At 67.6% G+C, this 14,220-nt stretch carries 18 protein-coding genes; 3 read left to right on the top strand and 15 right to left on the bottom strand.

The genetic code is table 11. The features are described from left to right. Nucleotides 1–40: 40 nt before the first annotated feature. The 13 genes from ACIQU4_RS15640 to ACIQU4_RS15580 all read right to left on the bottom strand — a co-directional run bounded on the left by ACIQU4_RS15640 (nt 41) and on the right by ACIQU4_RS15580 (nt 12,591). Complete coding sequence (locus ACIQU4_RS15640) at nt 41–1,543, bottom strand: phage portal protein (RefSeq protein ID WP_403730089.1); 1,503 nt, start codon at nt 1,541–1,543, stop codon at nt 41–43. Continuing rightward, entirely contained in the window at nt 1,540–3,096 is a 1,557-nt protein-coding gene (locus ACIQU4_RS15635; protein WP_403730087.1) for a hypothetical protein, read from the bottom strand. Before ACIQU4_RS15635 ends, ACIQU4_RS15640 begins: the two co-directional genes overlap by 4 nt. Beyond that, entirely contained in the window at nt 3,047–3,517 is a 471-nt protein-coding gene (locus ACIQU4_RS15630; protein WP_403730084.1) for a hypothetical protein, read from the bottom strand. The genes ACIQU4_RS15635 and ACIQU4_RS15630 overlap by 50 nt, the downstream gene beginning before the upstream one ends. A gap of 21 nt (nt 3,518–3,538) precedes the next feature. Next, nucleotides 3,539–6,916, bottom strand: coding sequence for a GDSL-type esterase/lipase family protein (locus tag ACIQU4_RS15625; RefSeq protein ID WP_403730081.1), 3,378 nt, complete (start codon nt 6,914–6,916; stop codon nt 3,539–3,541). Nucleotides 6,917–6,929: 13 nt separating this feature from the next. Further along, nucleotides 6,930–7,301 (bottom strand): hypothetical protein, encoded by a 372-nt coding sequence (locus tag ACIQU4_RS15620; RefSeq protein ID WP_403730079.1) that lies wholly within the window; start codon nt 7,299–7,301, stop codon nt 6,930–6,932. 29 nt (nt 7,302–7,330) lie between these two features. After that, nucleotides 7,331–8,080 (bottom strand): GIY-YIG nuclease family protein, encoded by a 750-nt coding sequence (locus ACIQU4_RS15615; RefSeq protein ID WP_403730076.1) that lies wholly within the window; start codon nt 8,078–8,080, stop codon nt 7,331–7,333. 94 nt (nt 8,081–8,174) lie between these two features. Next, nucleotides 8,175–8,645, bottom strand: a complete 471-nt coding sequence (locus tag ACIQU4_RS15610) for a hypothetical protein (RefSeq protein WP_403730074.1) — start codon at nt 8,643–8,645, stop codon at nt 8,175–8,177. Then, entirely contained in the window at nt 8,642–9,103 is a 462-nt protein-coding gene (locus ACIQU4_RS15605; protein ID WP_403730071.1) for a GIY-YIG nuclease family protein, read from the bottom strand. Before ACIQU4_RS15605 ends, ACIQU4_RS15610 begins: the two co-directional genes overlap by 4 nt. Before the next feature lie 429 nt (nt 9,104–9,532). Further along, nucleotides 9,533–10,282, bottom strand: a complete 750-nt coding sequence (locus ACIQU4_RS15600; protein WP_403730068.1) for a hypothetical protein — start codon at nt 10,280–10,282, stop codon at nt 9,533–9,535. Nucleotides 10,283–10,420: 138 nt separating this feature from the next. After that, nucleotides 10,421–11,188 (bottom strand): exonuclease domain-containing protein, encoded by a 768-nt coding sequence (locus ACIQU4_RS15595; protein WP_403730066.1) that lies wholly within the window; start codon nt 11,186–11,188, stop codon nt 10,421–10,423. Further along, entirely contained in the window at nt 11,185–11,847 is a 663-nt protein-coding gene (locus ACIQU4_RS15590) for a hypothetical protein (RefSeq protein WP_403730064.1), read from the bottom strand. The genes ACIQU4_RS15595 and ACIQU4_RS15590 overlap by 4 nt, the downstream gene beginning before the upstream one ends. A gap of 102 nt (nt 11,848–11,949) precedes the next feature. After that, complete coding sequence (locus ACIQU4_RS15585; RefSeq protein ID WP_403730061.1) at nt 11,950–12,207, bottom strand: hypothetical protein; 258 nt, start codon at nt 12,205–12,207, stop codon at nt 11,950–11,952. A 39-nt stretch (nt 12,208–12,246) separates the two neighbouring features. After that, a complete protein-coding gene (locus ACIQU4_RS15580; RefSeq protein ID WP_403730058.1) occupies nt 12,247–12,591 on the bottom strand; it encodes a hypothetical protein in 345 nt (114 codons plus the stop codon). 124 nt (nt 12,592–12,715) lie between these two features. Between ACIQU4_RS15580 and ACIQU4_RS15575 the strand changes: the two genes are divergently transcribed. Genes ACIQU4_RS15575 through ACIQU4_RS15565 form a run of 3 tightly spaced genes read left to right on the top strand, consistent with a single transcriptional unit; the run spans nt 12,716 to nt 13,493 of the window. Further along, entirely contained in the window at nt 12,716–12,931 is a 216-nt protein-coding gene (locus ACIQU4_RS15575; RefSeq protein WP_403730055.1) for a hypothetical protein, read from the top strand. Then, nucleotides 12,928–13,239, top strand: coding sequence for a hypothetical protein (locus ACIQU4_RS15570; RefSeq protein ID WP_403730052.1), 312 nt, complete (start codon nt 12,928–12,930; stop codon nt 13,237–13,239). The genes ACIQU4_RS15575 and ACIQU4_RS15570 overlap by 4 nt, the downstream gene beginning before the upstream one ends. A gap of 50 nt (nt 13,240–13,289) precedes the next feature. Beyond that, entirely contained in the window at nt 13,290–13,493 is a 204-nt protein-coding gene (locus ACIQU4_RS15565) for a hypothetical protein (protein ID WP_403730049.1), read from the top strand. Here the strand turns inward: ACIQU4_RS15565 and ACIQU4_RS15560 are convergent, their stop codons facing one another. Together ACIQU4_RS15560 and ACIQU4_RS15555 are read right to left on the bottom strand one after the other, a co-directional pair. Beyond that, the gene (locus tag ACIQU4_RS15560; RefSeq protein ID WP_403730047.1) at nt 13,494–13,952 is read right to left on the bottom strand and encodes a hypothetical protein; all 459 of its coding nucleotides are present in this window, start codon (nt 13,950–13,952) and stop codon (nt 13,494–13,496) included. It lies immediately after the preceding gene. 9 nt (nt 13,953–13,961) lie between these two features. Further along, nucleotides 13,962–14,189: a hypothetical protein gene (locus tag ACIQU4_RS15555; protein ID WP_403730044.1), complete on the bottom strand. Its 228-nt coding sequence runs from the start codon at nt 14,187–14,189 to the stop codon at nt 13,962–13,964. Between the last annotated feature and the right edge of the window lie 31 nt (nt 14,190–14,220).

Below are 14,220 nucleotides of genomic sequence, written 5' to 3'. Positions count from 1 at the left end.
GTGCCCTGGCGGGTCGGGCGGTTGGATGACGGGCCCGGGGTCAGGCGGCGCGCTCATCGACGCCCCCAGGTAGCTCGGCGAGTGCCTCACGTAGGCGGCGCCGGTATCGCTGATTGAGCGTCTCGGCTGGCGGCGGAGGCTCGGGTGGCGCTGGCGCCGGGACGTCGGAGAGCTCGACCGGCTTGTCCGGCGCCGCCACGGCCATGGCCAGTGACGTCCCCTTGAGCCGGTCTGCGACGCCGGCCTGTGACATGGCGTCCATGTCGTCCCACTGGACGAAGTTCGTCCTGTCGACCAACAGGGCGCGGTCACCGCCCTCAACCGGGGGTTCGCCGATGTCGGCCCGGTATCGGTTGAGGGTCCATGCGCCGCTTCGCAGGCGCATGTCGCGGATCTCCTCGACGACCTTCGAGTCCCGCATGTCGATGTCGGCGAACTTGAGTCGCCATCCCTCCACTCCGAAGCCCAGCTTGGCGAGGTGGAAGTTGAGTGCTTCGAGGACGAGTTCGGCGATCGGCTGCACCGTGTTGACCATGAACGTGCGGTCTTGGCTTTCGCCGGTCCCGCCGCCCAAGTTGCCGCTCTCGATGATTCCGACCTTGGCGGGGGGTACCCCGTAGGCGGCGATGATCTCGTCGCGGCGCTGGTCGAGGAACTTGAGGTAGTCGACGGTCCGGGATTGGGCGAGCTCCTGGATCTGCGCGCCGCCCTTGGTGGAGATCGGTGTGCCGATGTTCCGTGGGCCCACGTTCCGCTGCTGGTACTGCGCGTTCCAGCGGTTGATCTCCGTCGGGGAGGCGCTGGCCGGGAAGTCGACGTGGATCTGCGGCGGGGCGCCCTTACGGAAGATCTCTTTCGACGTGGCTGAGGCGAACAGCCACGACGTGATCGGCAGCATCGCCGCCTGCGTCGGAGACACCCCGAAAAGCCCGGAACGCGGGGCATCCAGGCTGATGTGGATGACCTCGCGCGGCTCGAAGGTGGCCCGCTGACCCTGCTCCGTCACCTGCACGTAGCCAGTAACGGTGCCGTGCTCGTCGGCGATCGGCAGCATCGAGGGGCAGTCCAGCGAGTACAGGGCGACCGGCTGATTCGCCAGCCAGACCACCTCTATGTAGGCATCTGCGAAGACCTCTAGGTCGGTGATGGCTCCCCGAAGAATCTGGCGGATGTTTTCGCGGGGGTTACAGAAGGCGATCATGCGCTCCAGCAGCAGCACCTCCGCCGGCTTGTCCGGCCGCTGTTCTCCCCCCGATCCGTCACCCGGGTCCCAGTCCAGGACCAGGCCGCCAGCCGTGACCGTTCGCGCGATCGCATTGACCGACGACCAGGCCCACGGGCAGGCGAGGTAGGCGTCGTACAGCTGGGTCAAGGTGCTGCGCCGGTCGGTCTGGCCGATGGCGCCGCCGGTCTGTCGGGTCTCGGTCAGGCCGCCGGGGCCGATGCCGTACTCGAACCCGGACCGCTCCGGGAGCTTCGCCGGGGCCGTCTCCAGTACCTCAGCCTGGCCGGTCAGGCCCTGCCACCAGGTCTTGAGGCTCATGGGGCTTCCACCGTCCCCCCAGGCCGCGGGCCGTCATCGTCATCGAGCCACCAAGCGGTGTCGTCGGCTGCGGATTCAGGCGGCCGGTAGCCGGCGCCGGGACCCAGCGGGGTGAGGAGCGACTCGTGATGTACGGCGGCCGGAGCGTCCAGGACGAGGAACTCGGGACCGGAGCCAAGGTTGGCTAGCAAGTAGCGAAGGCTGTCGACAGCATGATCATCTGCTGTTGTGTCAGCATCTTCCGGATCGCCTTTCGTGGCGTGCGGAAGGTCCGACAATTCCCGGTATAGCTCGGTGACCGTGGAGAACAGGTGCAGCATCGGGCAGGTCTCCCAGCCCTGCGCACGGTGGTGCGGGCAAGCTGGGGCCTCTTTCAGATACGAACGCACCCGCTGCCAGCCCGTAACACGGGAGCCGGCGCCCTTGCCTGCCGCTGTCAGGTGTACTCCGTTGTCGGCGTACACGGAGGAGATGGCCTTGGCGTCGCCGCGTGTCGCCCACATGGCATCGTCGGCGAACCGGACCGAGACCTGCTCGCCGGCAGCTTCGGCAGCGAGGATCCGTTGCGCCTGCTCGGCCTCGCCAACTCCTCGCTCGTACAGCTCTCGGTAGATCCAGACTCGGCCGTCCTCGTCGACTGCTCCCCAGAGCACGGCCCAGGGAGCGGAGAACCCCCAGTCGACGCCGTTATACCGCTTCCACGTCGCGGGGAGCGTGATCGGGTCGAGGACGTGCCGGTCGCGCTTGACCTCGGGGAACATCTGGCCTGCGAACACGTCCCAGTCCCCGTCCAGGAAGGCAGCCCGGAGCTTGCCGGTTAGGCCCATGAGGTCTTTGGCGTACTCCGGATTGACGTGCGGATTGTCCGCGAGCTTGCTCGGGATGAAGCGGACGGTCCGCTCGCGTTCGTCGGTGATGACCTTCTCGCCGTAGTTCGTCGGCTTGATGTACCGGGTCTTCACCGCGCCATGGCCGGCGCCGCCCGGGTTCGTACCGGACCGGATCCCGATGACGGGGATGTCCGCGCGGCCCGACCGCAGGCGGGATTCCAAGAACGAGCAGACATCAGGCGGGGTGAGGGTTCGCTCGTCGAAGGTGAGCTTCTGGTACTGGCCGCCCTGCCGGCGAGAGGCGTCCTTCACCGACTCGGCATACCGGAACATGATCAACGAGTCGTTGGGGAAGCGCAGCTCGTATTCAGTCCCGTTCCAGGAAGCCCCGAGTGCTCCGGCGTACCCAACTTGGGACAGTTCGGCGAGCAGCGATTCCTTCAGCTCGCCGTAGGTGCGACGGAACGCCCCGATGCGGATTCCTGGGTTGCGGACACAATCCCGCAGGTCATCCATAAGGAGGGCCTTGGTTTTGCCGCCGCCCGCGGAGCCGCCTAGAAGCACGTCGTACTCGGTGGCCTCGTGAAAGAGCTGCTGCTTCGGCGTGGGTACGTAGCCGAGCAGCCCGAACACGTCGATCCGCCGGAGCCGCTCCGACTCGCGTCGCTGCGCCTCAGCCTGAAGGGCCTTCAGTCGCCTCAGCTTCTCCAGCTTCGCCGTCAAGAGCGGCGAAGTCGTTTCGTCCGAGCTCGGCTTCGAGTCGCTGGATTTGCTGGTCGAGGGCATCGATCGTCAGCACCTCCAGCTTGATGGCGCTGTCGAGGCCGAGGAGCTTGGCCCGCCGGTCGAGGATCTTCAGGGCGGTTTCGATGGCGCGCGGGTCACCGTCCATCGCCTTGTTCCAGATGGCCTTTTGGAGGATGTCGAGGCGGGCGAGTTCGAGTTCCCGCCAGGCTTCGACGGCGAGGCCTTCCTCGATGACGTGCTTTTCGAGGGCGCGGCGGACGTCGGAGCTGGCGGAGCCGCGGGAGGAGTAGCCGAGCTGTTCGGCGATCTCGGTGTAGCTGTGGCCGTTGATCTTCATGCGGATTGCCTTGGCCCGGCGTTCCGCGGTGAAGGCCTGCTGCGCCTTGGATGCGACCATGTCGGCCTCCTTTCAGACTGCTCACGCTGGCAGTAGTTCGCTGATTGCTGCTCTGATCCTGCGGGCGAGGTAGATGTGGCCTGCGTCGGTGGGGTGGACGGCATCGGACCCGATGTAGATGTCCGCGTTGCCGCTGCCCGTGGTCGCACCGACGCGCCCCGTGCCCGTGATCCATGCCCCGTGGGTGGCGATGAGCGTCCCCGCCGAGCTGTAGATCGACCCGGTGATCGGGCTGATGAACGGGAAGCCGGCGCCTGCTGCTGCCGTTCGCAGGGTTGTGTCGGTGTTGGTGATGGACGCTGCGGGGCTCCCGGTCGCCGACCAGCAGCCGATCACGTACACCGGCGTGTTGGGCAGTCCGGCCTTGATGGTGGCGTACAAGCTGGCTGCGGCCACGCCGAGCGCGGTCTGGTCGGTGCCGTTGTCGTTGTAGCCGGCCCAGACGATGAGGCGGTCGGGGTTCCAGGCGACGACGTCGGCGGCGACTCGGTTGGCGAGGGTGGTGTAGCTGCCGGCGGTGACGTAGCCGGTGCCGCCGCGGGCCTGGTCCCAGAAGTCGTTGGCTCCGAGGTACTTGGCTGACCGCTGGAACCAGGTGCCTGCGCCTCCGCCGGTGTTGATGGCGGATCCGTCGGAGAGGCTGTCTCCGAAGATCATGAGGCGTCCGCCGTTGGGGACGGAGGACCACAGCGTCGCCCCGGGCGGTATGAAGATTCCGCCGAATGGGGCGGTGTACATGTCCAGTCGGATGATCCGGGGCGCGGCACTGCCGAGGTCGATGGTCATGAGGTGGGTGCTGCCTGCGGTAGTACCGCCGACGGCCTGCATGAGGTCGGTGACTCGTCGGCCGTCGATTGAGAGCCGGTACATGCCACCGGTCTGGTAGTTGAAGCGCCATTGGAAGGTCTGCGCGTCGCATCCGAACTCCAGCGACCACACGGACTGGCTGCTGGTGAGGGTGCCGCGGGTGTTGGGGTAGCGGCTGGTCGGCAGGACGTAGGTGTTGTCGGGCGTGCCCGACCCGATTTGGAAACCGCCGCCGCCGAGGTAGGTGAACGGACCGGTGACGTCGGAGCCCGACAAAGTGACCCCAGCGGGCGCGTATTTGATGTAGCCGGCGGTGGGGGTGGTGGTCTGGGCTGTGTTGATCGACGGCGCGGTGCCGGCGTAGAGGGTGTCGGCGATGACGGGGTCGGGGAGGTTGCGGCGCCGCCACTGGGCGGCGGTGGGGGCGGCCTTGACGTACCAGCCGCTGCCGGACGGTATGAGGGTGGCGTAGTCCCACTGTGACGGGAGCTGCCGGATCAGCTGCCCGTCGATGGTCTCCGAGCCTGCGGCGTCGATGGTGACCGGGTTGGAGCTGGAGTCGGTCTTCTTGACGACGACGGGTCGGGTGCGGCCGACCGCGGTCGGCAGGGTGATCACGATGGCCCCGCTGGTCGCATCGGCAGCGACTACCTCGTCGAAGGACGTGATCGTGTAGTTCCCGGTCTTCGTCGCGACCGGGTAGGTGAGCTGCGCGTTCTCGATCTGCAGCCCGGTCGGAGCGTCCAAGGTCAGGTTGGCCGCGGTGAAGAGGCCGGCGATGACGACGCGTCCGCGGGCGGCGGCGAGGCCGGTTCCGCTGCTGCGGTCGCCGAACCTGGGCGTGGACGTCTCGGTGTCGATCCGCAGGTCCATGGTCGGGCCGAGGCCGCCCGTACCGGGCCCAAAGACGTAGATCAGGTAGGTGCACTGTTCGATGGAGACGAGGCTGGCCCGGATGGAGTGCGCGGCCCCGACTGAGCTGTAGTACGAACCCACGGGGCAGAGCGCGGCCCAGCAGTAGAGGAGCCGCAGGCCGTAGATGTCGGTGTGCTCCGGGACCAGGATCGCGTAGGTGTAGCCGCCGCCACAGGTCACGTTCTCGATCATGGTCAAGTCGTTGTTGCCGTTGGCCGGTAGCAAGACGCCGATGCTGAGCCCGGTGGCGAAGACGCCGGGGCTGACGTAGCTGCCGCCCGGGACGGTGCCCGCGGTGCTGTAGGCGAAGTCCTTCAGGCGGGCGTTGGCCACGCCGCTCAAGTCGACGGCGCTGTACGTGAACCCGAACTTCGAGTGCGCGGTCAGGATGCTGACGCTGTCGATGTCCACGAAGCAGTTGGAGAAGACGCCCGGCGCTACGCCGTAGCCGCCGGGCTGCGACGGTCCGCCCAGGACGCACGGGTTCCCCGCGGCGTTGATCGAGTTGGTCTGGGCCGTGCCGTTGGCGAAGAGCCCATAGCTGAGCAGCGTCGACCCCGTCGTATTGGGCAGGGTCTGCTGCCAGTGTTGGACGCCGGCACCGGAAGACGTGCCCTGAAACGTCAGGGTGATCTTGCGGCCGGTCGCCGGGTAGACGGGCAGCGCCAGCTGGGCGTTGCCGAGAGTGCTGCCACCCGTCTTGAGCGCGCCGGCGATCCCGTAGTAGCGGCCGGGCGCCGGCGGGATCAGCACGGTGGCCGCACCGCTGTGGGCTGCCGCATAGGTTCCGGCTGCGGTGATGGCGGCCTGGATGGCGGCGGTGTCGTCCGAGCTCCACATTGCGCAGGCGCCGGAGACGGTGGTGCCCGCCGTGGTGTTGAGGGTGACGTGGCTGCTGTCCGTGTACCCGGCGATCGCGCCGACCAGGGTTTCGCCGGACGCGCCTGCGCCGAGAACCATGACGCTTTTGCCGATGTCACCGACCGCGAAGGGGGCACTGGTGGCGCAGGTCAGGACCGCGCTGGCGGAAGTCATGGATGCGTCGGCGACGGTCATCCCATCGCCGATCGCCCCGTAGTCGGTGACGTCGAAGACATAGGCGGGCCGGTTCTTCGTGGCCGCGGTGCCCAGACCCAGGTTCGAGCGGGCTGCGGCCGGGGAAGCGACGCTGGCCAGGTTGTCGGCCTTGGTCAGCGCCGTGTTCTCGACCGTGGTGACGCGGTTTTCGAGGGCTGCGCCTGCCCCGGTCGTGTACGCGCCGATCGCGGCCGGGGTGAGCGGGTCGCTACCGGCAGAGGCGTGGGTGGACGCGTGCGAGGTGGGGGTGCGGGCGTTGGACAGGCGGCTGTCGTCGCCCCCAGCGACGGTGCCCGCGGTCGTGCCCACGTTCTGCGTAGCGGATCCGCCGAGCCCCAGGTTCGTGCGCGCCGCCGGGACCGAGTTCAGGTCGGAGAGGTTGTTCGTCCGCAGCAGTGCGCCGCCGGCGCCGAGAGACTGCCCGGCTCCCCACGCTCCGGCTGCCTTCGGGCCGTAGATGACGAGCGCAGACGGGGTGGCGTTGTCGATGTACCAGTCGCCGTCGATCCCCGTGCCCGACGAGGGGGCGCCGGATCCGTTGAGGACGCTGTTGCCGCGGGGCCCGGACGTTCCGGCGGAGGCCACGATGACGCTGGTCACGACGATGCACCCCCTACGCTGCGGAGACGAGACGGGAGTAGAACGGGCCCTCGACGAGACACGTCTGGTCGGGCTGGCCGGGGTCCATCCAGAGGGCGAACGGGCGGCAGCCGGTGGCGAGGAGTGTCGTCGCGGCGGGGGTGAGGACGACCTGGATCGTGGCTGTCACCGTGTCGATAGTCAGGTAGCCCTGGGCGGTCGCCGTCGCAGTGACCACGACGAGCGGCGGCACGGTGGCGTCCGCTGAGTTCGGGCGGATCACGAACTCGAACGTCTTGCCGCTGATGTCCATGCGGGTGCCGTCGTCGTCCAGCAGCGTGAACGCCGCCGACCACTGGGCGCCGGCGACGACGGCGGTACGCCAGCGCAGGGGCAGGTCAGGCATCGCCCACCCCCTGCCGGTCAGTGTCGGGGTCAGGCGGCTTTGAGTGCTTCGTCGAGCATGTCCGGTCGCCCTCTACGTTCGGCCCGCTGCAAGTCTTCGATTAGGTTGAGCAGCGCCTTGTTGGGACGGAACCACTCCCCGCGAACCCGCTGGCGCTGGAAGCGACGGTGGTACGCGGACTCGGTCTCGCGGTCGCCCAGGGTCGTGGCCAACAGCGTGACTGGGCCGCGACTCACGCCGTCGGGCATGAGGCATGACCCGTCGGCCAAGTTGGGAAGGCGCTGCTTCAAGCTCGTTGTGGTACCGATCTTGACGTAGCCCTCGCGTTCCACGAAGTAGACCACCGAGGCGTGGCGAAGTCGGCGCGCCTGTTCGAACGTCTCGCGCGTGACCTGGCGCTCGTTCGCCACGAGGTCAGCATCGCGGATGGCTCGGATGAAAACCTCTCGGTACAGCTCAGGCAAAGTGACGCTGCGCCAGGACTCCCGAAGCGTTCTGTACCGACGCTCCCAGAGCGCGCTTTCGTCGCGATGCTTCTCGCATCGTCCGTCCGGCTCCGACGGGAGCTTGCATCGCTGGCGAGCCTTGGTCAGGGCCACGCATCTTGTTGGGCGATCGATTCTGTCTACGACGTCGGCTTCGAGTTCGAAGTCGTCGAACAGAATGTCCTCCCAGTTACATTCAAGGCACCCAACGATGACGGGCCGCCCATCGCGAATCTCTACGATGGCGCGATGCTGCCGACCGAACGGGGTGTAGTTCGGACAGTGCCATCCCATGACGACCTCCTGGGAACGCGGAAGCCCCGAGCCAGGAGACTCGGGGCTTCCTTCCTCCGGTAGCTGGCCGGAGGCGCTGTTGGGGGCGGGCGGCTTACGGGGTGTACGAGCGGTGGGCGCGTTCCCGGGTGGCTTTCTCGGCGCGGATGACATCTATGGCCCGGAAGAGCGGGTGGTCGCGATCGTCGCGGCCTGCGATCTCGAAGTGCCCTCGGTAGCGCCAATTGTGGACAGTGTTCGGGGTGACCCCGGCATAGCGCCCAGACTCGGTTGCCGTCCAGAGGGTCACCGAGAGGTCGATCCCGTCAGGAAGGGGTTCGGGTAGCGGCTGGCTGCCATTTCGGCGCCCGCGGCTCCTTGTCTTCGCTTCGGCCTCACGTACATCGTTGGCCCAGTACAGCGGGCGCCGCTGGCCGTTGACGAGGGTTCTACCCGAAGCGTCTGCTGCCGGAGCGAGCACCCCGCGTCGGACCCAGTTGTTCACTGCGTTCGACGTGATGCCAACGGCCGCCGCAGCCTGAGCGACGGTCCATAGAGCGATGCCCTTGGACTCGGAAAGGATCACCGGTGCGCCTCGGCAAGCATTCCGAAGTGTTGTTCCCTGACACAGGCCGCATGGGACGCCAGGTCCGCGTGAGCCTTGAACCAGTCGCCGCTGATCCGGTGCGGCTGGAACTGCCGATGACGCGAGGCTTCGATGTCGTAGCCACCCGGTTCCACCGCAAGCAGTTCGTCGTGCGGGAGCGCTGCGAGTCTCCTGCGCAGATCTTTCGTCGTCCCGATTTTGATGCGATCCCCGAACCGGATGTAGTAAACGACATTCTTTCGGTCGTCGCACTCGGAGACGGGGCGCATCCCCGGGAGGGCCGTCTTTGCTTCCACCTCGGCGAGCTCGGCTCGCATGAAGAGGTAGGCCTTGATGAGGTGGTTCCGGCAGAGGTCCACCGGGGCTCCATCAGGGACACTGTCGTCACATGGCTGGGCGCCGTCGTCGACTGCTTGGCAGCCGCTATCCTGGTCCACGTCGATCTCCTACATAGATCGGCTATGCCCCGGGGGTGTTAGCGCACCCACCGGGGTCCTGTATGCCTAATTCTATTGGGAGTTACGCGGCCAAGTAGGTCCGTCGAGCCTTTTCCCGCGTCGCCTTTTCGGCGCGTATGACGTCGATGGCTCGGAACAGCGGGCGCCCAGCTCGGTCGCGTGTAGCGACATCGAGCCGGCCGCGGTAGACCCAGTTGCGTACCACGTTCGGTTGGACCCGGGCCGCCTCCGCGGCTTGTCCGACTGACCAGAGTGTCGTGTGCAGGTCCACGTCGAGATCGACCACGGCGCATCCCTCCGAACATGATCCAGAATGGCGAGAGGCCCCGCCATCGTGTGATGGGGGGCCTCCGGCGAAATCTGAGCACGCAGAACGTGCCCCCATAGTCATGCATGATGCAGCGGAAATCAAGCCGCTGCGGAAATGCCAGCGGCAAGAGCTTTGACGTAGGCGTCGTACTCGGCGCTGGTAAGGATGCGCTGGCAGCCGGGGTCACGGCATTCGATGTACGGCCGGTCGCCGACGAGACGGAGGTCGCGAGACTCGGCCAGATACGGACCCTTGCACCCAGGGCAGGGGGCGAGCTTGCGGACATCGTGCTGCGGGTGCGCCTTGATGAAGCGTTGAGCGACGGAATGCCAGCTACGGATCTGGCCGCCGGGGTTGGCGTTGCCGCGGTCGTGCGGCTCACCGGCCGCGGGGTGGTGCTGCATCATCCAGCCGAGGTGAGCCCCGAGGATGCGGGCGACGTCGGTGATGCGGCGGCCTTCGGTGACGCCGTCACGCGCCGGTTCGGCATCTGCTGCCCATATCCCGCGTCGGTGCAGGACGTCGGACTCCAGCTCCTCCATTTCGCCGAGTATCGCTTCGAGGAGGAGACGTGCGGCCTGACCGGGCCAGGCCGGGGCGTCGCTGGAGCGAGATCCGATCGTGGAAGTGCTCGGGGAGTGGGTTCCGTGCAGGGCTTCGAGCTGGACGGCAGTGAGGAGTTCAGGGAGTTCGGTGAGGTGCTGGCGGGCGCGTTCAGTGCATCCGTCGCATTGGACGGGGCGTCCCCAAGTCGGGGTGAGGTGGTGTTCGGTGCCGGCTTCTTCGCGGATGGTTTCCGCGCGGCGCCACGCGTTGTTGCAGGAACCAGGGCAGGGCGTCTGGTGCACGTTGAGCTCCTCGACAGCAGTGCGGAGGTGCAGCGATACACGAACACCGTATCGGGCGGTGCGGACAAGAATGCGGCACGCCAGACAGGCGAAAGGCCCGCCCCCGGCTGGGGAAGGCGGGCCGAATCGGTGCGCGTCTCACGCCTCCCTCTGCTGGGGAATGAGCGGCCAGTCTCCCGAGATGACCTTGTTCGGGTCGCCGCCCTGCTGCGGGGTCGCCTTCGTGCGGAACCAGTCCTGCAAACCAGCCTGCTGCTCCGCCCGCCAAGCCCTCTGGGCTGTGAACAGCTGCGCCGGCCCCATGCCGTTCAGGTGCGGGTACCGCTCGAACTGCGCCTCAGCGATAAGCAGCGCCGCAAGTGCGTCGGCTTCGGCGGTATGCCAGTCGACCAGGTCGACTCCGTACCTTTCCGCGGTCGGCTTCAGCTTCCGCATCCCTGAGCCCTTCACGTACTTGTCGACCTGCTTGTCGATGACGTGGGGGTCGATCAGCGCCGGAGCCGCCAGGTCGGGCATCCGCTCGCTCACGGCCGGCAGCCGGTGGCGCTCCAGCTCGTAGGCGAGGACAGTCCAGTCGAAGCTGAGATTGAAGGCGATGACCGGCATGCCGTACATGAGCGCGCTAGCCACATGGTCGGCAATTTCGTCGAGGACGACGGCCGGGTCGCCGCCCGTGGCGGCCTTTGTGTCGTCGATTCCGTGAACGGCCGCGGCCTCAGCTGGAATCGGCACGCCCGGGTTGATCAGCCAGCCCATCACCTTGTCCGGCAGACCCCCACCCCGGGCGACCAGTGCGGCAGTCACAATGCGGGCCTCGTGCGGATCTGGGCCCGTCGTCTCCGTGTCGAAGGCGAGACGGCGGACGTCGGCGAACCGGGCCCGCGACTGGTCTTGGGAGGCGTTCACCCCTGCTCCTTACCCTCGCTGAGGCATGAGCGCGGCGGCACGCTCTGCCCCCGGGCGAGGCCCGCGAACACCGGAATGTAAGGCCACACCGGGTGCGTCGGGCGGAAAGCGGTGCCTCGGCGTTCGATCGCCGCGGCAACACTCTCACGCACGGCCGTTCGATCTGCCTCCAGCTCGGCCACCCGCGCACGCAACTGCTCGACCTCTGCCCGTGGCGGGCTCAGCAGCCAGCAGTGCCCGGCGTGCGGTTGCTGCGAGGACTCCCAGGGGCCGCCGCAGGTACATCCGTTGTGGGACTCAGCAAAGACGATGGCCCGCTGGCACCATGAACTGTGCGGCAGGACGCAACCCTCGGCGTCGCAGCCGTAAGCGAAGGTCTCCAACTCCTCGACACGTTCCCGCAGCGCGGCCAGCTCGGCCGCCTCGGTAGGGGCCCGCATGGCCTCCCAGGCCGCGATGACGGCTCGCATGCCGATGTTGAACGCGGCCGTATCCCAGCTTCCGGCGAAGTAGTTGCCGCTGCTCGCACAGCTCTCCGGCCAGTCCGAGCAGTGGCACAGCTCCTCGTGGTAGTGGTCGTTCAGGGCCCGGTTGCCTGCGTCCGCTAGCGCGTCGATCTGCGCCTCGGTCAGCTCGGCTGGGCTGTCGTGGTCGGCCATGACGGCCTCCTCATTCTTCGCTGAAGTCATTGTCGTAGTCGCGGTTGGCATTCGGGGGCGCATGGTTAGGCCTGGGCCGTGAAGGCGACGGCCTGGTCGTGCCTAGTGCAACTCGATGTCAATCGCCGCCAACTCCGAGAGCCCGTTGGCCACGTCGAGAGCGACTGCCCGATGAATCCCGGCTGTGGCGCCTGCCCGGCCGAGCCATTCGCGCGCGACGTAGTCCAGCCAGTCGCTCCACGGCTGCTCGCCGAACTGGGCGGTGTGCCAGGGGTACACCTCCAGGTCGATAGTCAGCGGCGACCTTTCGGACTGCCGGGCGGTCTTGATCTCAAGCCGAATGGTCTGCGACTCAGTCACGACACAAATCCCTTCGTTGCAATCAGCAGGAACTACAGCTCAGGCGGCGAGGACGGTGGCGCGGATGGCGACGAACCGGGCGGCGCGGGGGTTGTACGCGGTGATCAGGGTGAGGAACTGCTGGTCGGTGTAGCGGGTGCAGGGCCGCTTGGGGGCCCGCTTGGGGAGTTTCCCGGCGGAGGTCTTGCAGACGAGGAAGCGGCGGCCGGTGACGCCCAGCGCCTTCGCCTTGCCGCGCAGGGCGCCAGCGACGCAGGAGGCGTCAGACGGGGTGGCGCCGCGGGTGAGGAGGTGGCTGGCGAGCGTGTGAGGGCGGCGGGCGTCCCGGTTGGCGCGGGTGCGCTGGCGGAGGGTCTGGCGGGCGGTGCGGGCCTTGGCGTTCATCGGGTCCCCCTGGCGATTGCCGTCTAACTTCTAGACAGAAGCCTGGCAGGCGACCCGCCCCCTTGTCTACGGATTAGACGAAACTCGTCTAGGTGATAGACGGACCGCGTGGGAGCATGGACCCATGACCGACTGGGAGAAGCAGCTGCAACGGAAGGCCGCGACCGTAAGCCGCGCCAAGACAGACCTCGACGAAACCATCGCGGCCGCACGCCTCGACGGCAAAACCTTCCGGGAGATCGGCACCTGGGCTGGCGTCAACCACGAGCGCGCCCGCACCATCGCCATCCGCATCAACGGCGACTCCCGCACCCGGGCCGAACGAGAGGCACAGGCATGACCGAGGCCCTGGTGCAGTTCCTCCGCGCCCGGCTCGACGAGAAGCTGGAGAGTGCCCAGTCGTCTGCGGCAGCGTTGACACGGAATGCTGGCACGCTCGGCGTCAATCCGGAGAAGGCCACCGCTTTCGCGCAGGAGATGGTGACTGCGGCGCAGGCCCGAATCCGCCTGTTCGAGGAGACCGTCTATCCGTACCTGTGGGTGGACGGTCGCGCAGGCCGGCTGGCGGATCTCCAGATGCGGCTGAAGGCCTTTGAGTTCACGGCTCACCCGGACTACCGGTCGGATTGGGCGCCTGATTCGGTGTAACCCGTCCGTCCTTGCACCTCGAGACCCCTGTGCGCGGCAGAATGCCGGGCATGGGGGTCTCTTTTGGTGTCGCGGGCGACACGGCGCAGGAGTGCGCGGATGGCTTGGCCCTGCTCGGGCTGCTCCGCCAGCTCGGGGTCGAGGTCACTGTCACACTCCAGCCGGCGCAGGTCGGTGGCCCCCGGTGGATCGCCCGCGCCGTACCCATGACGAAGGCCCCCGCGGTCGGCGAGGGCCTGTCGGTCGAGCGGTAGCTACTGCTTGTTGATCGTCTTGGCGAACAGGCCGCGGGTCTGCGTGCTGACAGTGTGGTGCTGCTGGCTGACAGGCCCGTGGTAGTGGTTGTGGTGCTCGGCGGGCACGATCCCCTGCGCGCTGCGGAGGAGTCGGGCGACGGCGATGACGGGCACGGCGATGACCGCGGGGGCGGCGCAGATCATCCCGATGACGGCCGGGTCGGCGTAGCCCGAGGCCATGAGCACGCCGATCGCGATCAGGCCGGGCGGGACGGTGGCGAGTCCGGCTGTGAGCATCAGTGCGCTGGCATCGGTCGCCCGCTGGCTCATGGGTGGCCGTCCGGGCTGGGCTACGGGCGGCGTGGGTCCGACGGTGGGGATCGGGGTCGGGTCGCGGTAGGCGGTGGCTGCGATGCCGTCGAGCTCGGCGAGGATGGCTTCGGCCTGCTGGCGGGCCGAGGCGCGGTCAGTGGTCATGTTGATCGTCTACTTGCTGGAGACGGAGTTGACGGTGTCGCTGGCAGTCTGCGCGCCGACGCCGAACATGTCCTGGACCTTGGCGACGCCTTCGGCACCCCACGGGGTGGCGACGAGGAGGATCCAGAAGGCTGAGACGACGAGGAACTCGCGCTTCTTGAAGCCGGGATCTTTCTTCATCCAGATTCCGAGGCCGACGGCGACGAGCAGGAACAGGCCTGTGGTGGTGAGCGTCATGGCTGTACTCCGGGTTCGTGAGGAGGGGCGG

Source organism: Streptomyces sp. NPDC090741 (assembly GCF_044769045.1).
Taxonomy (GTDB): domain Bacteria; phylum Actinomycetota; class Actinomycetes; order Streptomycetales; family Streptomycetaceae; genus Streptomyces.
Note: the sequence above shows the minus strand (reverse complement) of the source record. Positions and strands in the feature narration are given on the sequence as shown.